This window comes from Nonlabens sp. (assembly GCF_965657255.1).
Classification (GTDB): Bacteria; Bacteroidota; Bacteroidia; order Flavobacteriales; family Flavobacteriaceae; genus Nonlabens.
In genome coordinates this window covers 53,320-72,359 of the sequence record NZ_CBFHNM010000011.1, presented here as the reverse complement: position 1 = coordinate 72,359, position 19,040 = coordinate 53,320, and the positions used below count along the sequence as shown (strand labels likewise).

Annotated in this window: 23 protein-coding genes; 12 read left to right on the top strand and 11 right to left on the bottom strand. The window is 33.4% G+C overall.

Annotation, left to right across the window (positions count from 1 at the left end):
* Positions 1–75 precede the first annotated feature (75 nt).
* Entirely contained in the window at positions 76–1,038 is a 963-nt protein-coding gene (locus tag ACTF54_RS12000; protein WP_438969444.1) for a lipid A deacylase LpxR family protein, read from the top strand.
* Between the two features lie 156 nt (positions 1,039–1,194).
* Here the strand turns inward: ACTF54_RS12000 and ACTF54_RS11995 are convergent, their stop codons facing one another.
* Entirely contained in the window at positions 1,195–2,304 is a 1,110-nt protein-coding gene (locus ACTF54_RS11995; RefSeq protein WP_347196616.1) for a M42 family metallopeptidase, read from the bottom strand.
* Between the two features lie 103 nt (positions 2,305–2,407).
* Here ACTF54_RS11995 and ACTF54_RS11990 point away from each other — a divergent pair, with 103 nt between their 5' ends.
* Both ACTF54_RS11990 and ACTF54_RS11985 read left to right on the top strand, forming a co-directional pair.
* The gene (locus ACTF54_RS11990; RefSeq protein ID WP_347196617.1) at positions 2,408–3,199 is read left to right on the top strand and encodes a DUF4294 domain-containing protein; all 792 of its coding nucleotides are present in this window, start codon (positions 2,408–2,410) and stop codon (positions 3,197–3,199) included.
* Between the two features lie 285 nt (positions 3,200–3,484).
* Complete coding sequence (locus ACTF54_RS11985; RefSeq protein WP_347196618.1) at positions 3,485–3,703, top strand: hypothetical protein; 219 nt, start codon at positions 3,485–3,487, stop codon at positions 3,701–3,703.
* Here the strand turns inward: ACTF54_RS11985 and ACTF54_RS11980 are convergent.
* The 3 genes from ACTF54_RS11980 to ACTF54_RS11970 all read right to left on the bottom strand — a co-directional run bounded on the left by ACTF54_RS11980 (position 3,700) and on the right by ACTF54_RS11970 (position 5,384).
* Positions 3,700–3,894 (bottom strand): hypothetical protein, encoded by a 195-nt coding sequence (locus tag ACTF54_RS11980; RefSeq protein WP_438969443.1) that lies wholly within the window; start codon positions 3,892–3,894, stop codon positions 3,700–3,702. The two genes, ACTF54_RS11985 and ACTF54_RS11980, sit on opposite strands and share 4 nt — an antisense overlap.
* Before the next feature lie 136 nt (positions 3,895–4,030).
* Positions 4,031–4,759 carry an acyl-CoA desaturase gene (locus ACTF54_RS11975; RefSeq protein ID WP_347196619.1) on the bottom strand — a complete coding sequence of 243 codons (729 nt, stop codon included), beginning with the start codon at positions 4,757–4,759 and terminating at the stop codon, positions 4,031–4,033.
* Positions 4,760–4,811: 52 nt separating this feature from the next.
* On the bottom strand, positions 4,812–5,384 hold the full coding sequence (locus ACTF54_RS11970) for a Crp/Fnr family transcriptional regulator (protein ID WP_438969442.1): 573 nt from the start codon (positions 5,382–5,384) through the stop codon (positions 4,812–4,814).
* Between the two features lie 202 nt (positions 5,385–5,586).
* Here ACTF54_RS11970 and ACTF54_RS11965 point away from each other — a divergent pair, with 202 nt between their 5' ends.
* Positions 5,587–6,609, top strand: coding sequence for a pirin family protein (locus ACTF54_RS11965; RefSeq protein WP_438969441.1), 1,023 nt, complete (start codon positions 5,587–5,589; stop codon positions 6,607–6,609).
* 60 nt (positions 6,610–6,669) lie between these two features.
* Here ACTF54_RS11965 and ACTF54_RS11960 read toward each other — a convergent pair whose 3' ends face one another.
* A complete protein-coding gene (locus ACTF54_RS11960; protein ID WP_438969440.1) occupies positions 6,670–6,975 on the bottom strand; it encodes a hypothetical protein in 306 nt (101 codons plus the stop codon).
* Between the two features lie 120 nt (positions 6,976–7,095).
* Positions 7,096–7,995, bottom strand: a complete 900-nt coding sequence (locus ACTF54_RS11955; protein ID WP_438969439.1) for an EamA family transporter — start codon at positions 7,993–7,995, stop codon at positions 7,096–7,098.
* 178 nt (positions 7,996–8,173) lie between these two features.
* On the opposite strand from ACTF54_RS11955, the gene ACTF54_RS11950 reads away from it, so the two are divergent.
* Complete coding sequence (locus ACTF54_RS11950) at positions 8,174–9,001, top strand: DUF6503 family protein (RefSeq protein WP_438969438.1); 828 nt, start codon at positions 8,174–8,176, stop codon at positions 8,999–9,001.
* A gap of 136 nt (positions 9,002–9,137) precedes the next feature.
* Here the strand turns inward: ACTF54_RS11950 and ACTF54_RS11945 are convergent, their stop codons facing one another.
* Complete coding sequence (locus ACTF54_RS11945) at positions 9,138–10,439, bottom strand: mechanosensitive ion channel family protein (RefSeq protein ID WP_347196624.1); 1,302 nt, start codon at positions 10,437–10,439, stop codon at positions 9,138–9,140.
* A gap of 248 nt (positions 10,440–10,687) precedes the next feature.
* On the opposite strand from ACTF54_RS11945, the gene rimK reads away from it, so the two are divergent.
* On the top strand, positions 10,688–11,563 hold the full coding sequence (gene rimK / locus ACTF54_RS11940) for a 30S ribosomal protein S6--L-glutamate ligase (RefSeq protein WP_438969437.1): 876 nt from the start codon (positions 10,688–10,690) through the stop codon (positions 11,561–11,563).
* The gene (locus tag ACTF54_RS11935; RefSeq protein ID WP_438969436.1) at positions 11,553–12,545 is read left to right on the top strand and encodes a succinylglutamate desuccinylase/aspartoacylase family protein; all 993 of its coding nucleotides are present in this window, start codon (positions 11,553–11,555) and stop codon (positions 12,543–12,545) included. The genes rimK and ACTF54_RS11935 overlap by 11 nt, the downstream gene beginning before the upstream one ends.
* Positions 12,546–12,659: 114 nt before the next feature.
* Here ACTF54_RS11935 and ACTF54_RS11930 read toward each other — a convergent pair whose 3' ends face one another.
* Entirely contained in the window at positions 12,660–12,836 is a 177-nt protein-coding gene (locus ACTF54_RS11930; protein WP_438969435.1) for a hypothetical protein, read from the bottom strand.
* Positions 12,837–13,186: 350 nt separating this feature from the next.
* Between ACTF54_RS11930 and ACTF54_RS11925 the strand changes: the two genes are divergently transcribed.
* Positions 13,187–13,381 (top strand): cold-shock protein, encoded by a 195-nt coding sequence (locus ACTF54_RS11925; RefSeq protein WP_347196628.1) that lies wholly within the window; start codon positions 13,187–13,189, stop codon positions 13,379–13,381.
* A gap of 160 nt (positions 13,382–13,541) precedes the next feature.
* On the opposite strand, the gene ACTF54_RS11920 is transcribed toward ACTF54_RS11925, so the two are convergent.
* The 3 genes from ACTF54_RS11920 to ACTF54_RS11910 form a co-directional block, all read right to left on the bottom strand.
* Positions 13,542–14,105, bottom strand: a complete 564-nt coding sequence (locus ACTF54_RS11920; RefSeq protein WP_438969454.1) for a DUF4494 domain-containing protein — start codon at positions 14,103–14,105, stop codon at positions 13,542–13,544.
* A 224-nt stretch (positions 14,106–14,329) separates the two neighbouring features.
* Positions 14,330–14,968, bottom strand: coding sequence for a thiamine phosphate synthase (locus tag ACTF54_RS11915; protein WP_438969434.1), 639 nt, complete (start codon positions 14,966–14,968; stop codon positions 14,330–14,332).
* A 976-nt stretch (positions 14,969–15,944) separates the two neighbouring features.
* Entirely contained in the window at positions 15,945–16,496 is a 552-nt protein-coding gene (locus tag ACTF54_RS11910) for a DUF4251 domain-containing protein (RefSeq protein WP_438969433.1), read from the bottom strand.
* Between the two features lie 336 nt (positions 16,497–16,832).
* On the opposite strand from ACTF54_RS11910, the gene ACTF54_RS11905 reads away from it, so the two are divergent.
* The 4 genes from ACTF54_RS11905 to ACTF54_RS11890 all read left to right on the top strand — a co-directional run bounded on the left by ACTF54_RS11905 (position 16,833) and on the right by ACTF54_RS11890 (position 18,976).
* Positions 16,833–17,141, top strand: coding sequence for an HPF/RaiA family ribosome-associated protein (locus tag ACTF54_RS11905; RefSeq protein WP_347196631.1), 309 nt, complete (start codon positions 16,833–16,835; stop codon positions 17,139–17,141).
* The gene (locus tag ACTF54_RS11900) at positions 17,142–17,543 is read left to right on the top strand and encodes an arsenate reductase family protein (RefSeq protein WP_438969432.1); all 402 of its coding nucleotides are present in this window, start codon (positions 17,142–17,144) and stop codon (positions 17,541–17,543) included. It abuts the gene before it with no gap.
* A 70-nt stretch (positions 17,544–17,613) separates the two neighbouring features.
* Positions 17,614–18,567, top strand: a complete 954-nt coding sequence (locus ACTF54_RS11895; protein ID WP_438969431.1) for a TerC family protein — start codon at positions 17,614–17,616, stop codon at positions 18,565–18,567.
* Between the two features lie 115 nt (positions 18,568–18,682).
* Positions 18,683–18,976 (top strand): HPF/RaiA family ribosome-associated protein, encoded by a 294-nt coding sequence (locus ACTF54_RS11890; RefSeq protein WP_438969430.1) that lies wholly within the window; start codon positions 18,683–18,685, stop codon positions 18,974–18,976.
* The last annotated feature ends 64 nt before the right edge of the window (positions 18,977–19,040 follow it).

Sequence of the window (19,040 nt, the reverse complement as noted above, 5' to 3'; positions counted from 1 at the left end):
TTCTATTTCCTCCTGCAATACAGGTGTAATTACCAGTTAAAAAACCAATAGAAAGATTTAAACGTAGATAAATTTATGAGAAACTTTATGATTGTATTTCTTTCTGTACTTCTGTATTCCAATTATTTGCCTGCTCAAAAGATCGATAACCTTACTTCTGTAAGAGAAATGAATAGTGATCGTTATTTTAGGTTGCATTACGATAACGATTATTTTGCTACTACTGACGAGAATTATACTCAGGGATATAGCTTTGAATTGGTTACTCCGACTTTCAAAAAGAATCCAGCCAACTTTTTATTTCTAAAACCTAAAAATTCAGAAACTCGATATGGACTAGCCATCGAGCATATAGGTTTTACACCAGACAGATATGATCTTCCTGAAATTCAAGAAGGTGATAGGCCATTTGCTGCAGCGATCTATTTAAAGAGTTTTATCATAAAGACTGACACGATTCACAAGAGCCGATTCACATCATCCCTCAATATAGGAATGATAGGACCAGCAGCCTTTGGTGGAGAGATGCAAATTGGTATCCATGAAGCCACTGGAAATAAAACACCACGAGGTTGGGGAAATCAGATAAAAAACGACCTTGTACTTAATTATGAAGTTGGGTATGAAAAGCAGCTTTTACGTTATAAGAATATCTTTTCACTGCAAGCGCAAGGAAATTTGAAAGTTGGTACACTTTTTACCAACGCTTCATTTAGTTTAAATACTTCTGTCGGTATCATAAATTCTCCATTTAATTCTATAAAGAATAAAAAAGGCTTTGAGCTGTATGTTTACACACAGCCGGTTATTAGCGCCATTGGTTACGATGCTACACTTCAAGGCGGGTTATTTAATAGGAGTAGTCCTTATATTATCGGTTCTGGAGATGTAGAACGAGTAACAACACAATTTAATTATGGAATCGTTTTAAAAACAAGAACGCTTTATTTTGAATATACACGATCTATGATCACAAGAGAGTTTACAACTGGAAGCTCTGCCAGTTGGGGCGGAATTAGGATTGGGTTTACTATTTAACAAGAAGTTCCAGAAAGATTTTATTTATAACTATTTCTTACACTTTATCGTTTTAAAACTTAAAGAGAATAAATTAAAAATCCCTATTCACAAACGCCAATAGGGATTTCTATCAATTTTTAATTTCATTTAAAAGTGCATCAGCACATTTTCAAATCAAAAAAGTCCTTCATTCTTATTATTGAAATAATTGAAATCGTGATTGTTTTGAATTTTTAAAAGAGATTCATAAATCATCTTGATCACGTTTTCTACGTCGTCTCTATGAACCATTTCTACTGTGGTATGCATGTAACGTAAAGGAAGCGAGATCAATGCACTTGGCACACCGCCATTGGAATAAGCAAAAGCATCCGTATCTGTTCCTGTAGAACGTGATGTAGCGCGTTTTTGATAAGGAATCTCGTTAGCATCAGCTGCGTCCATGATCAGGTTGCGTAGGTTGTTTTGTATCGCAGGAGCGTATGCAAGAACAGGACCTTTTCCTATTGCCGCGTCACCGTTAGTTTTCTTGTCTATCATAGGAGTAGTGGTGTCGTGTGTCACGTCAGTCACTATCGCTACATTAGGCTTAATAGTTTGAGTGATCATTTCTGCACCACGCAATCCTATTTCTTCTTGAACAGAGTTGGTTACATACAGTCCAAAATCTAATTCTTTTTTATTCTCTTTTAATAATCTTGCTACTTCAGCGATCATAAAACCACCCATACGGTTATCTAGTGCACGACAGACAAATTTGTTTTTGTTCAATACAAAAAACTCATCTGGATAGGTAATGACACATCCTACATCTACACCTAGTTCCAGTACTTCTTCTTTGGTTTCGCATCCAGTATCTATAAAAATGTTGTCCAGTTTAGGAGCTTCTTCTTTAGATTTATTACGTGTATGAATCGCTGGCCAGCCGAATACGCCAGTAACAATTCCTTTTTTAGTGTGGATATTTACCTTTTTAGAAGGAGCAATTTGATGATCAGATCCACCATTGCGTACCACATAGATAAGTCCGTCGTCTGTTATGTAATTCACATACCAGGAGATTTCATCTGCATGTCCTTCTATAACAACCTTAAATTTTGCGTCTGGATTAATAACACCTACAGCTGTACCATAATTATCGGTGATAAACTCATCCACATAAGGTTTTAGATAATCCATCCATACTTTTTGACCGTTCCATTCATAACCAGTAGGAGATGCGGTATTGAGGTAATTTTCAAGAAAATCAAGTGATTTTTTATTTAAAATGCTTTTTCCAGCCATGATATAAATTTTAAACCGTGAAGATAATAATATGGTCTTAAAAACGCTTGTAATCTGCAGGGTTTCTTATTTTTGGAACACTTTTAGCTCATAGTTTTAAACGATGAAGAATATTTTTGTTTTAATACTAGTTTTTTGTGGTCTCGCTTTCGCGAAAGCGCAACAAACACCAGCACCGCAACCTATCTTAAAAGATTCGGTAAAAAATGCCTCAGAAGAGTATTTCTTTGTAGATGGTGATTCTGTAAGCGCCATTGAGCTCGATAAAGTCATGTTGCTACAAGATTTAAAGTTTGATAGTAAATATGAGCGTATTCGTTATTTGATATTAAAACGAAAGGTCCAAAAAGTATGGCCGTATGCAAAATTAGCTTCTGAACGACTAAAGGTTCTAGATCAACGACTTGCTTCTTTAGAAACCAAAAATCAAAGAAGAAAATATTCTAAGATGGTAGAAAACTACATCGAAGATGAATTTAAGGCCGAACTCAAAAAACTTACCAAAACCGAAGGTCAAATCTTAATCAAACTGATCCATAGACAGACAGGTGATACGGCATATGCTCTGTTAAAACGCTTGAGAAGCGGCTGGAGTGCTTTCTGGTTTGATAAAACGGCAAGTCTATTTGATATGTCGTTAAAAGAAGAATACTTACCAGAAACGGTGGTAGAAGATTTTTATGTAGAAGACATTTTATTGCATGCAATTACAAAGGACAAGCTAGAAAGTCAGGATCCTGCCATCGAGTTTGATTATTTCAAAGCGAGAGAAAACTGGAAAAAATTTGAAAAGGAATTACCTGCAAATTATGACAGTATCGAGTTAGCTGCAAGAGCACAGCGCATCAAAGAATACAACGAGAAAAAAGCACGAAAGGCAAAGCGTAAGAAATAGATCCTCCATTTTTTTTTATTGAAAACCAAAGTATAGAGAATGCTTATAGTGGTTAATTATAATTGATTATATATTTGTTTTCCAAATACTTATGTGGTTGAAGTTATGTATTCATTTATATGAATCTCACCTTCCTTTACTGCTAAAAACTCAATCAAATTATGTAGCAAATCCCTCTTTTTATAAGTTGAAATCTTCCTATTCTTTACAAGTTTATATCATCCTAGAACTTGTTTTATTAAATGTTTATTTATTTCTATTTCTCCTTTTCTAATATTGGACTTATTGAAACAAGAAATTCAAATCCAGAAAACTATCGATGCAAATCTTACAGAAGAAAACGGTCCAGCTCTTAACCTAAAAAGATTTCAGGTACAAAAAGAGGAGCGAGGCGTTTACTATTTTGAAAATGGAAATTATACACTAGCAAGAGGAGAATCTCAATTCACTAAAAAAAAGCTGCTTTATATTCTAAATAAAATAACAAATCTTCATAAAGCCTAATCCGGAAAACCACTATTCTTTTTGAATATCTTTTTCAATGTCGGATTGTTGTTGTTCTTTGTGATATCTGCATTTTGGATGTTTATACCAGTAACACAGATTTTTAGAAAAGGAACCATCTTTGTTGCCGCTGGATTATTTCTTTTATCAACTTCTTTGTAGTTTTTAAAATCTATATAGATTTGATACAATGTAGTTTATTGATGTTCATTCATTACCATCGCAGCTGTGGTTACAGTACTTGTTTACAATTACCAAACCTTAAAAAAAAACCCTTCAAAAGAACTAGGTCCTAATGAAGGATTTTAATAATTAACTTAGCTTTTCTTAAGTTCTTTTTAAACGTATGATTCCTATTGCGTTCAATACTCTTATGATTAAATATGTGATGTCTATTTCATACCATTTTACTCCAAAGTTAGCGCGATTAGCATGCTTGTGATGGTTGTTATGATATCCTTCTCCCATCATTAAGAAATCAAAACGGAACAGATTTTTACTCGTATTTTTCATTTGATAGTTCACGTATCCATAAATATGACCGAACCAGTTGATGATCACACCGTGAATAGGTGCCATCATAAAGGTGACTGGCAATAGCAACCATTGCCACCATGCAGTAGCAAAATAAACAAAGAACAATACATAAAGAGAAATCCATAACAACCTTGAAAATCTAGAGCTTGCAAAAGTGTCAAAAGCTTTCCATTGAGGTACGTTCTTTGTAAAACGACTGTCTACAGCGACACGTTCCTTATTAATATCTTGATAGATTGTTTTAGTTTTCCACATCATGGCAAAAAGGTTGTCATCATATTTAGGAGAATGAGGATCTTTTTCTGTGTCAGTAAATGCATGATGCATTCTGTGCATTATTCCATAACCGTAAGCGCTTAAATAGCTAGAACCTTGAAAAATCCATGTGAGCACAAATGTGATACGCTCCATCGCTTTAGACATCGTAAAAACTTGATGTGCTGCATAACGATGCAAGAAGAAAGATTGAAAGAAAAGTCCGCCGTACCAAAGTACCAAGACTAAAAGTATAACCGCCATGTTTTTTATTGCAAAGATAAAAGCGGTACATTTCTTAAACTATGAACCTAAATCAAGAAATACGTTTTCTTATACGACTTAAAGCTTGTGCCGTCACACCTATATAAGAGCTTATATATTTCAATGGCATGACTTTAATTAATTGAGGTCGTTCTTTAAATAACTTAAGGTAACGCTCTTCTGCGGTCAGGTTTAATAAGTTTTGTTCTCTTTTAGATTTAATTAAAAACAGTCGCTCTGCTGTTAATCTACCGATTAAATTACCTATTTGTGTTTTCTTATAAACTTCTTGTAAATCGTTATAAGAAATGCTGAGCATACTGGTTTTAGTAAGCGCTTGTAACTGATATAATGACGGTTTTCTGGTCAGAAAAGAATCGTAGGCACTTATAAATTGATTTTCAAAGCTAAAACCAAAAGTAATGTCCCTTTCATCATTTTCTTTGGGAATAAAAAGACGCACAATTCCTGATTCTATAAACGATATGTGATTTTCTATTTCATGTAGTTTCAGAAATACTTCTTTTTTTACCACAACATTTCGTACCAATTTTGAAGTAAAGAATTCCCAATCTTCATCAGAGATGTGCGCGATGCTTTCTAAATATTTCCTTATTTGTTCCATTTTCTCTTAAAGATGCGATCACAAATTCAAAGATACAAGTAATAGTAATATGCTATCAAAGAGAATTACCTTTAAATCATTCCCTATATGTATAATGCAATTATTTGTCATATACTTATTCTGCTTTCGCGAAAGCGAAACATTAAACCATTTATTTAATTGGACTCCATCTTATATCTTTGATGAAGATTAAATATTTCACATGAGCCATTCTATTATAAATATCCAGCCGTTAGGCTTTCCATGGAAAACACAAGATCCGTTTTTATTTTGTGCCCATCATCGCGATTTATATCCAGCTGGCGATGAAAATATGGCCGTTCCAGCGCATTTAAAAATAGGACGTAATATAGGTCAGGATTTTACAATAAAAGACGGATTTAGAATGTATCATGGTAGTGACATACCAGGCTTTCCTTATCATCCACATCGAGGTTTTGAAACCATAACGATTAATAAAGAAGGCATAGTAGATCATTCTGATTCTTTAGGTGGCGCTGGAAGATTTGGTGCTGGTGATGTTCAATGGATGACCGCAGGTAAAGGTATTTTGCATAGCGAGATGTTTCCTATGCTACATGATGACAAAGAAAATACACTGGAGATATTTCAAGTATGGCTTAATCTTCCTAAAGCTAGTAAAATGGTGCCACCACATTTTAAAATGCTATGGAAAGAAGAAGTTCCAGTTATTGAGCAAACAGATAAAAATGGCTTTACAACTTACATAGATTTAATTGCAGGAAGGCTTAATGAACATCAATCTCTAGAGCCAACTCCTAATTCTTGGGCCGCACATCCAGAAAATGAAGTTTTAGTGGTTACTCTGAAAATGGAAGCTCATGCAACTTATACTTTTCCCAAAGCCTTAAATAATGAAACTAGGAGGAATCTATATTTTTATAGAGGTAATGAACTACTGATAGATACTTCAAAAGTATCAGAAAATCACTCTATTGAAGTGGACGCTACAGTTGATCTTAAAATAAAGAACACAGGGAATACGACAGCCTATTTATTAGTTCTTCAAGGAAAACCTATAAATGAGCCCGTGGCACAACATGGACCTTTTGTAATGAACACGCAGCAGGAGATAAGAGAGGCATTTACAGACTATCAGCAAACACAATTCGGTGGTTGGCCATGGAAAGAACAAGAGCAAGTTCACCATCGTGAAAAAGGTCGTTTTGCTTTGCACAGCGATGGTAGGGAAGAAGTGAGGTAAGAAAATCAGACAGCTATATCTTAATGCCGTAGGATGGAGGCAGTCTTGATGATAAATAGTTTATTTCAGAAAGCTTACACTTGCCTTACAACTGCCACAAGCAATGGCGCTTCCTTTCTTTAAATCCTTTGGATGAAAAGAGATTTGCGCATTGCAATCTGGACATGGAATCACGTCTGTCTTTGGTCTTGTTGTTTTAGCAAATTTTTTAAAAAGCAATATTTTTTCTTGCTCGAGATCGGTTTCTTCATCAACACCTAATTTCACATCGCAATTAGAACAGTTGTAAACTTTTCTTTTTAAGAATTCATCTATATCAATGGTTATAGATGTTTTGCAGTTGGAACAAAGAATATTATTTAGCATGAAAATGGCCTAATTTAAGTTTTAAAAACTGATTTAAATTGAGTTGATGAAATATAAAAGATAGTATTTTATAAACGATTTTTAATGTAATTCCGCTTTCGCCAAAGCGGTACCATGATACTAACTGTACAATATTAAAAAGACGCCTATTAAAATACCAGCAAGCGGCACCAGTTTCTTGCGCTTATTTTTCTCTTTAAAGATCCAACCACCTATGACTACTGCAATGATGAGCTGACTGCGTTTTATCGCACTCAATAACATGATTAAAGCTTCTGGATCTTGAAGAGCTTTGAAGTAAAAATAATCGGCGGTTTGTAATAAGATTCCAACAGCAGGAATGCTCCATCTGTATTTAAATTCACGGCGTTTGTGCGCATAGGGAAACCAAGTGATCGATAGAATCACGAGTAAAATTAATATGGTATAAAAGCAAAACCAAAATTGTAACGTCTGCGGATTAAGTAATAGGTTTTGTACTAAGAACTTATCATACAATCCGCTAGAAGCACCCAGAAAAGTAGCACCGATAATAGCAAATATCCATTTGTTGCTTTTAAAAATGATGCCTTCTGTTTTTCCAATTCGTGAATATAAAATCACAGATAATATGATTAAAAAGAAACCTATCCATTGATAGCTGTTAGGCATTTCTTTATAAATAATCATAGCACCTATTAAAGTAAAAAATGGGCCAGCAGATCTTATAGGTGTTACTATCGTAAGCGGTAGATGTTTGAGCGCTTGATAGGCCAGTATCCAGGATGCCGCCATGATCATAGATTTTATAAAGATAAATCCATGTGTGGATAAAGGAATTTCTTCTATGTAAAAGCCTATTTCTTTTGTAGCTTCTGGATAGAAGATAGAACCTATGTAAAAAGGTATGATAAATAAAAACCCAGCTAGCAAAGTACCTAAAAGTACAGGGAAAGCTTCATTGCCTTGTACTGCATGTTTTTTACATAAATTGTGTAATCCTAAAAATAAAGCAGCCAAAAGACCTAAATACATCCACATGGCGCGAAGATAGTTTTTTGTCCTTCTTTTAATACTGTTATAGCTATCTAAAAGAAAGAAATAAGATGAAGTAAACTAGTTACTTTTACATTCTTCCTAAAGCATCTCCATAAAGATGTGATATAAGAATTGACTCTTAAAAACCTAACTACTACCTTTAATTCATAAATCATAATAAATGAAAAAGATCATTATCACACTGGCTTTCACAGTTGCTTTTACAGCATGTAAAGAGTCTGACAAAATAGCTGAGACTAAAGCAAACACAGAAACAGAGAAAGTTGAAACAGTAGAGAAACCTAGTGCAAATACCTTCACTAGAAGTATAGAAAACGCACATCAAAAAGTCACTTTCTTGAAAAATGATGCGGTTAGTTATGATTTTAAAGTATCCTTTGGTGATAACACGTTGTTTGATGGAAAAATCACACAAAAAACAGATGGTACTATGATCCGTATGGACGATAAAGATAATGGTGTAATTATATTTGACGGTAATAAAGTATACGCTAACAGTGCAGATATGGCTAGCAATCCTATGACTAGGTTCCATATTTTTACTTGGTCTTATTTCTTTGCTATGCCTTATAAATTAAATGATCCAGGAACTATATGGACAGATGAAGAGATGTTATCTTTTGCAAATACAAAATACCCAACTTCAAAATTGACTTTTAAGGACGGAATAGGAGATACCTCAGAAGATTGGTACATCGTTTATAAGGATCCTAAAACAAATGTGCTGGATGGCGTGGCTTATATCGTGAGTTTTGGTAAAGAACTAGAAGAGGCAGAAGCTGCACCACATTTTGCTAAATACAATGATTTAACTGTGGTAGATGGCGTTCCTTTTGCAACAAACTGGACCTTCCATAATTGGAATAAAGAAGATGGTTTTACAGATCAAATAGGTGAGGCTCAACTTTCTAATATAGAGTTTATCACTCCTTCAGAATATACATTTTACAGACCTGCAAATGCTTTAGAAGTACCTATGGTGAAGTAATCACAATTAGATTCCTTTTTTTAATAGTAAAAACGAGAGCTGTAATGGCTCTCGTTTTTTTTGCTGTGCTTTCGCTAAAGCGGAATAAACACCAAATCCCTTTATAGTTTCAGTAAAATATTTGATACGCAGCAATTTACATATTAGAATTGTCTAGCATTTCTCTTATATCATCTTTAGAAACCAGCTCCTTTTTAATTCCTTTAAAACTTGAATTATTAGGTAGTTCAAATATTTCTAGATCAAAGTAAGGAACTGCAGCAATTAAGTGATCAAAGATGTCTGCCATGATATATTCATAATTCTTCCACCTCTTATCACTACTAAAAGCATATATCTCAATTGGTATTCCTTGAGAAGTAGGAGCAAGCTGTCGTACCATAATCATCATATCTTTATTCACTCCAGAATGATTATCGATATAGGTTTGCATGTACTTTCTAAAAACGCCTATGTTGGTCAAATTCCTTCCATTTAAAAGCAAATCTTTATTGATGTTATTACTTAAATTGTATTCTTCAATATCATTTTGTCTTGTTTCGAGATAATCAGATATTAACTGAATACTTTTTAAATTATTCACTTGATCTGTAGATAAATAAGTAATACTATCTAATTTTATACTTAAGGATCTTTTTATGCGCCTGCCATCAGAATCTGTCATACCGCGCCAGTTTTTAAACGAGTCAGATATCAGCGCATAGGTAGGAATCGTGGTGATCGTCAAATCAAAATTTTGAACTTTTACTGTGGACAGATTGATCTCGATGACATCACCATCTGCGCCATATTTTTCAAATGTAATCCAGTCGCCTATGCGTACCATATCATTAATTGATACCTGAATACTAGCGACAAAACCTAAAATAGTATCTTTAAAAATCAATAAGATAACTGCAGAAGCCGCTCCTAAACCGGTTAAGAATTTGATGAATTCTATACCAGTAATAATTGCAAAAGCAGATAAAATCCCGACAATCCAAGCAAATATCATAAACACCTGAATATAACTGTCTATAGGTTTATCTTTTAAATTAGGTAGGATTTTAAAATAATCTCTTAGCGCATTTAATAAACTACGTGCGACCCATAAAGCCAGTATGATTCCAAAAACTTGCAATCCTTTAAAAACCATATTTTCAAAATAGGGAAAGTCCAGATATACCGTAGGAATCAGTTCTAATACGATTATCAAAGGAATAATGTGCGCTATATTGCGCGGCACCTTGTTTTTAATCAATAAATCATCAAAATTAGTTTTGGTCCTACTAGCAAATTGCGCAAACAACTGAATAATAATTTTTTTAATAATTAGATCAATTATAATAGCAATAATTAGTAGACCTACTGTTAGTAGTGCGGCATTTAAATACTGCGCAGCAGTAACAGACATGCCAGACGCTATCAAATAATCATATAAAAAGCTTTTAAAACCCATAACTAACTGTTTATTAAGTCTATAAATTTTATTAATTAGACGTTAAATAAAAAGTAAAAATAGTTATCCTTGCATAGAATTTAGTGGCTTAAAGAAGGTTTCTTTATAAGTCTGTAAATTAAGTTCATTTTAAAACAAAGGTTCTTAATTATTGTATCTTACAGCCAGCGGTTCACATTTCTATGCTCTGTTAGTGAACCATTCCATTTCTACTAACTCAGCTTTAATCTATTATTAAACATATACCAATGAAATTTGCAGTCTTATCAGCCAATCCTAACCTTTATTCTACTAAAAGAATTATAGAAGCAGGTAAAAAGAAAGGGCATGAAATGATTATTATCGATCACACAAAATGTGACCTTGTAATTGAAAAGAAGAAACCTATTGTTATTTATAAAGATCAAGAGATAAGAGATATTCAAGGAGTCGTCCCTCGTATCGGTGCTTCTGTAACCTTTTTTGGAACAGCTGTGGTACGTCAGTTTGAAATGATGAAAATATTCACCGCAACAGAATCACAAGCATTAGTTCGTTCTAGAGATAAATTGAGAAGTTTACAAATCCTTTCTCGTGCTGGATTAGATTTACCTAAAACTGTTTTTAGTAATTACTCTAAAAATGTATCTAATGTCGTAGAAAAAGTGGGCGGAGCACCATTAGTCATCAAATTGTTAGAAGGAACTCAAGGGTTAGGTGTAGTGCTAGCCGATAATAAAAACAGTGCAGAATCTATTCTTGAAGCTTTTAATGGGTTACAAGCTCGTGTAATCGTTCAAGAATTTATCAAAGAAGCAAAAGGAGCAGATTTACGCGCATTTATTGTTGATGGACAAGTAGTAGGAGCTATGAAACGTCAAGGTAAAGAAGGAGAGTTTAGGTCCAACCTACATCGCGGCGGTAGTGCCAATATTGTAACACTTACAGACGAAGAAGAAAATGCTGCCTTAAAAGCCGCAAGAGTTATGGGATTAGGAATTGCTGGTGTAGATATGTTACAATCTGCAAGAGGTCCTTTAATTCTTGAAGTAAATTCTTCACCAGGTCTAGAAGGTATTGAAACCGCAACTGGTAAAGATATTGCCTCACAGATTATCAAATACGTAGAACGCAATGCCGAATAGTAGTATTTACATTTTAGGTGAAGCAGTTTCTCAGGGAAAAGGCATACAAATCCATCTAGATATTGCAAAACTTCATACGCGCACTAAAATAGAAGTTCCTATTATTATTGAAAGAGGCAAAGAGCCTGGACCTACCATATTAATTACTGGCGGTATCCATGGTGATGAGATCAATGGAGTAGAAATAGTTAGACAAATCGTAGCAAAAGGATATAATAAGCCAGAGAAAGGAATGGTAATATGTATTCCTGTGGTTAATATTTTTGGCTTTTTAAATCAAACACGGCAATTTCCAGATGGTAGGGATTTAAACCGAGTTTTTCCAGGTAGTAAAACTGGTTCTCTAGCTAGTATTTTTGCGCATCATTTGATGAAAGAAATTGTTCCTCTAGCAGATTATTGTCTCGATTTTCATACTGGTGGCGCAAATCGCTTCAATGCACCACAAGTGCGCATCAATGAAGGCGATGAAGAAAGTCTGGAGTTGGCCAAAATATTTGGAGCCTCGTTTATAATGAAGTCTAAACGTAGAGAGAAATCTTATCGTGACTCTGCCATTAAAATGGGTAAAAAAGTTTTACTATTTGAAGGTGGGAAATCTTTAGATATTGATAAGAAAGTGACCAAAGTAGGAGTAAAAGGAGCATTACATATTATGCATCATTTAGGTGTACGCGATTTTTCACAAGAGATATCTTCTAAAGGAAAAAAAACAGAACCGATTGTAGTAGAAAGTTCTAAATGGATAAGAGCGCGTTATTCTGGTATGTTCCGTAGTAGTGCTGTTCTAGGTAAATTTTATAGTAAAGGAGAAGTTATTGGTAGTATTTCAGATCCTTTTGGCTTCTTTGAAAAATCAGTCAAAGCGCTTGTTAACGGTTATGTCTTTTGTGTGAATCAAGCGCCCATCGTTAATAAAGGCGACGCGATTATTCACATGTCCATGGAAAAAAAAGAACCTTCAAAAAAGTCTGAAAATTAATAATGTTGTAGCCATTAAATGCTGGCTTATTTAGAAAAATATTTTCATTGATATAATATTAAAAAAGGCTTTCAGGTCATTAACCTGAATGCCTTTTTCATAGAGAAAACTTTTTTAGAACGTAGCGTTATCAGTTTCTAGATGGCTTTTTCTATCGCCGCCCTGACTGTGCAATTTGTTTTCTTCATCATGGAGTCCCGTATTTCCTTTACCTTTTTTGGATTTATTTCTTCCCGGAATATCTAGGTCTTTTCCTGCAAAATCAATATTTTTCTTTCCATATAAGAACAAGGCTGTAAAATGTTAGTGTGATTAACATTCTGAAAACAACACTTAACAAGATTTTGAGGATTTACCTCACATGTGTATTGTCCTGATTTGATTAGAGATCTGTGTCTATTCCGCTTTCGCGAAAGCGTGAAATGTATACATCTCTTATAAAAACAAGAGCTTTTAGTTCATTAACTACTGTAACTATTCTCCATAACCCAATAGAATCTAGTAATTAAACCTCTTATAAACAGTTATATGAGGTAATATGTGCGAGATATACTAAAGTGTTTTTGAAATAAAGGGTTCATTGTCATATTATGGCATTACCTTTGTAACTTAATAAGTATTAATAAATTAAATAGAGTAAAATGAGTAGAGGAACAGTAAAATTTTTCAACGACACTAAAGGATTTGGATTTATCACAGAAGAAGGAGTTGAAAGAGACCACTTTGTACACGTTTCTGGTTTGATTGATGAGATCAGAGAAGGTGATGAAGTAGAATTTGACCTTAAAGAAGGTAACAAAGGCTTAAACGCCGTTAATGTAAAAGTAGTTGACTAAGTAATTATTCATATATTTTCACAAAAGCTCCAACATTATGTTGGAGCTTTTTTTTTACAAAATTACCTGATCCTAATCTATCTGTCATGCTCAATTTGATAGCGTCTCATTTAAGATCACTCTAGCTGACTATGCTTTGCAGCACTAGGATAGGTTGAATTTATTCCTCTTCACCAGTAGAGAGACTATCCTGCATGGCTGCTTTTTCGTCTTTGTTGTTTTGTGCTGGAACCGAATCTTTGATCGCTACAAAGGACTTTAAACGTTCCATATCTTCTTCTTCACCAGTGAAATAAGGAAATACATCCATGATAGGCGATTCTGAAATGGCGGGAATGGTATATTCTCCCATAGTGTCTTGCATGGTGCTTACCGTATTTACATAAGCTTCTTGCACATCGTTTGCTTGTACGAGCAAATACATATTGGTCTTGCGCTCTTTACCGCTTTCTTCATCAAAAGCAATTAAGGAAACTCTAGATTTGAACCATCGGTCTGTATTTTCAAAAGGATGGATCTCTGCAAAGTTGGCTACCTTAATATTGATGATTTTAATTTCTTCGTTATCTGGCAAGTAAGCTGCCATTTCTTGCGTGATTCTACTTTCTGCCTCTGTATAAGAGATGGCATCTACTAGAAAAGGTTCTGTTTTGATTTTGTGTGTTGCACTCGCTTCATCAAATTTTCTATATTTCACTTTACACTCGTACCAAGTCGCGCTTATCGTTTTATTTTTTAGGACGGCAAATGTAAAGGGAAAGCGGTGGTGGTTTTAAAGTTTTCTGGGATAGATATTCACAAAGGCTGGTTTCAAAACAATTGTTTTCTGATTTACTGTAAGTTGTAGAGAAAGCTATAATCTAGACTATAAATAATCTGTAACGAGAAAATGATTTTTTCATTTTAATTTACTTGTTTAATAACATGTAAAATAATTATTGTCAATTACTAAAACTTATGTTGCATCTCCATACTACTACCAGCATTTAATAACTTATGAAACTCTTTGATACTAGAAAAATCACTTTTTATCGCTTCAGAAACTAACAAACCAGAAACACCGGTTTCCAGAATTCCTTTGACATCATTTGTAGTGACTTTTCCAAATCCTAGAATAGGTGTTTCTGTTTCTAGTATATCGGTAATGGCTGTATAGCCGTTATAACCTAAGGCTACTAGCTGGTTATTATCACTTTCTGAGATCTTAAAAGGTCCTAAACCTATGTAATCTACTTCCTTTGCGATCAGTTCTTGACAATCTTCTAAGGTATAAGCTGTTGCGCCTATACTTTGCCAAGCAAAGAGATGTTTGCGAACTAGAGTAGGAGAGGCGTCATTTTGATCTAGGTAAACGCCGTCTGCTTTTATTTCAATAGCCAATTTGTAATCCGCTTTTATAAATAATCTGGTTTGAAAATGCGAAGTGATTTTGATCACGTCTTGAGCCAATTTCAATTTGTCTCTTTTTAAAATGTGTTCCATATCCAGTTGTACCGCTTCAATCCCAGAACTGCAGGCTTTTTGGATGTTTTCTACATGTAGGGCTACGGTTTTTGCTTTGGAAACAAAATGAAGTTTAGGAATCATAAAACAGGATTTGATGGTAATTTAAGAAACAGGAATACTTGCAACAGTTAATTTCTGGAATATTTATCTACAAGTAATCTATAGTGCAATTTACTTATAATATATTATGTCAAATAGATAGATGTTTAAATGTGATATTAAGTAACCGAAAGCAGCAGTCCAGATCATGTATTTCATTATATGGTATTCATTAATTGCGTAGTAAATACCACATTAATCATATTACACCTTAAAAACTGATGTATTCCTTAATTGATATGAGAAATGATTTTTGAAACATCACAAATTGATTCTGAAGTGTTCTTCTGATATTTAGAAACATTGGATGCCTGAGAATCGTCTATTTTAAAATTATTTACCAGTTATACATATTAGAAGAATTATAAAACAGCTAAATTTATTTTTCTAATAATTTTTTAGATGGTCCCAAAAGACTATTAGCTGCATAAATGCATTGTGTTATTTACAACATACCGATTTGGTTATCGATTGCAACAACGGTCGTGTACCTAATTCCTGACGATATGAGTCTAAAGACGTCATATCTGGAACTATGTCAAATAGCCTAAAAATGGGCTATTTGCCTAATTTATTCTAATCACTATTTGAACCATAATATATATTTTCATTCTATAGATATTACGGCTGTGACATAATTCCTGACGATATGAGTCTAAAGACATCATAACTGGAACTATGTCAAATAGCCCGAAAAAGGGCTATTCGCCTAATTTATTCCAATCACTATTTGAACCATAATATATATTATGTCAAATAGAATATTTTGTAAACTGCGTGGACCATCCATACAACCATCCTCTATCTTTTGTAATTTATTCATTTTTCATTGATAGATAAACATCAAGTATTACAACTAAACTATACTTGCAGTATAATCTTTTTATAACAACTGAATGCCAACACATAGATTCCTTATTGAAAAGCAATTTGTACTAATACGTAAATCTTGGTAAATCTAGATCTTCTGCAACCATTTAATATTTCCATCATATTTTATGAACGTACGATGACTGCTATTAATATGTAATTGTGCAGAATTAGGACTGAACACTTTTAACTCTACATCTAGGCTTTCTGATTTATGATAAGTAGAAAATTCATAGACGATACATTTTTCTTTCTCATTTATAATACTGGTTAGATTTGTTAAATCTCCAGTGAATGAATAACCTGTATCATTATTATATCCACCACCCATACGTCGTTCTCCATAAAAAGGCAGAGAAAAAACCACCTGCTCCTCTTCTATTTTCATTGTATAATTTTCTCCTTGTACGTTAATGCGTGCAGCGCTATTTCCCGTGCGTAACAATAGTTCATTTGCTACATTATTTAATGCTTGCGTATTAAACGGCTTAACCGTAGTAGCTTTGAACTCAAAAGACCCTTCACTCATTTGCGTTTGCAAAGTGGCTAATTTATCACGATCTTCTTCTGTAAAACTTGATTTACAAGCTGTTAACACAAGGGTAAGAATTAAAATTAAGGAATATTGGTATGTTTTCATTTTATTTTTTAGTCTATAAGCTACATAAATAGTGCCGTTTTATTTTTTTTTCCGCTTTCGCGAAAGCGACAATATCACCATCTATTTTGTTAAGACAGGATTTAATTATCTTTATAATATAATGAATAACTAAAGTTTAAAAGTAAATCGATTTTAACTATTTACGGAAAATTAAATACTACATAATAAACCTAGCAACTTTATAGCCGTTTTTTATCTAATTTAAATGTTTGAATCAATTTATAAAATTCTTAATCCTTTGCTAAAGCTGTATTAAGGATTATATAATTACTCTTACTTATTTGCGGTTGTAATGTATTTTTAACAAAAAACAATATGACAACTGTTCAATTTAATTACCAACATGTTTCTGGAAGTCAAGACCTAGAAAACTATACTAAAGAAAAATTACAAACTATTTTTGATCGTTACAATTGGGTAACTAGAGCTGATGTGTTTTTTATTACTGAAAAAACTTCTAGTGATGATACAGGAATGATAGCTCAAATAAGGTTGAGTGCTCCTGGTCCTAGGTTATTTGCAGAAGAAAGTACAGATACCTTTCATGGTTCTGTAAATAAAGTTATAGATCAACTTAAGACGCAGTGTGAAAAGAGAAAGTCAACTATAATAACACACTCATAAATGATATCACTAGCCACAGACCCAAAACAAATCATTCTAATTTTTAATTCTGACCAGAAAAGTCACAGAGAAATTCGCGCCTATGCAGAAGCAGCAGATAAAAATCTGCTAGCTATTGATATCTCTAAAGAAAAAGTAGCGGGAACGGTATGGACTGAAATAGCAGATTCATTAGAATTAAGAACTCGAGATTTAATACATACTGATCATTCCAGATACATAGAAAGTTATGGTAAGGATCATGACGTGGATTGTAATGGCGCTATAAAAACCTTACAAAAAGACCCTAATATGCTAATATTTCCTATTGCCATACAAGGGTCCAAAGGATTAGAAGTAAAGTTATACAACGAGATGCTTACATTTTTTGATGTGGATACAGCCGCAATAAGAATTCCCTAATCAATAAATAAGTCTATTTTAAAAATCCAGCTTTAAAGGCTGGATTTTATATTTAACCTATCATTACTTTATGATCATCTGGATTTCATTTATTGCTTTAGTGAGCGTGTTCCTGTTTTTAGATGTATTTATTTTTAATAGAAATGCTCATGTAATTAGTATTAAAGAGGCTTCAAAGTTTACGGCTCTTTGGGTTGGAATTGCTTTGGCTTTTACTATTGCTGTCTATTTAATTTATGATGGTAACTATATTGATAACCCAGACCAACTAACCGCTTGGAATGCTTCTTTGAAGTATCTCACTGGTTATCTTATTGAATTATCTCTTAGTATTGATAATATTTTTGTGATAGCGGTAATTTTCAAGTCCTTTTCTATAGATCAAAAATACCAACATCGTGTGCTCTTTTGGGGAATTGCAGGTGCACTTGTCTTCAGGGCTTTGATGATTCTCTTTGGTATCACATTGATCAACGAGATCAGCTGGATGACTTATATTTTTGGAGGATTTTTACTCTATACCGCTTTTAAAATGCTTAAAAGTGATGATGAAGAATTTGATCCTAAAAAGTCTAGTATTTATAAACTTGCAAGAAAGGTTTTTCCTGTAACCGATATCATGTACGGTCAACAACTGTTCATTAAAAAAATGGGAAAGAATATTGCCACTCCTCTATTTCTAGCTTTAGTTGTAATAGAATTAACTGACGTGCTATTTGCATTAGATTCTATACCTGCTATTCTTGCTATAACAAAAGATCCGTTTCTTGTTTTTTCTAGTAATATTTTGGCCATCATGGGATTGCGTAGTATGTATTTCTTCCTTTCTAATTTATTAGATAAATTTAAATACATTCATTACAGTCTCGTAGCGATTTTGTCATTTGTAGGTGTCAAGATGATTTTAGTGCATCACATTCATTTTCCAGAATGGATTTCTTTAGCGGTAATATTTATCTCTTTATTCTTAGGTGCAATTCTCTCAAAATATTCAACTATCGATAATAAAAATGAAAACTTGTAGTCTACTGCTCTTTAAATGATAATTTACGTCAAGTTTACGTCGTTTATCTATGATTTTAACATATTGAAGGGAAACCATAATTTTAATTGCTACGTAAGTATGTTAAAAGAGCCATATGATTTATTTCAATTACGTACATGTTCCGTCTAATCAAAATTTAGAACAGTTCACAAAAAAACAGTTGCAAAAGTTAGAGAGAAATAATCCGATTCATAAAATACAGGTAACTTTTAAAAAAATATTTGACTTTAAAAATAGAACGAGAGAGGTAGTCTGTATAATAGTGTCTACGGAACATAAAAATATATGTTGCGAGATAGAGTCCTTGAAGTTCAAAAAATCTGTCGATATTGCAGTAAATTCATTGAAGAACATGATTCTTTCAAACGAAGATCGTATTTCTGCATAAACCTAAAACACCTTTGTTATGTGATAAATTAACAAAGGTATTTTAGTTCATTTAATTTAGTAAA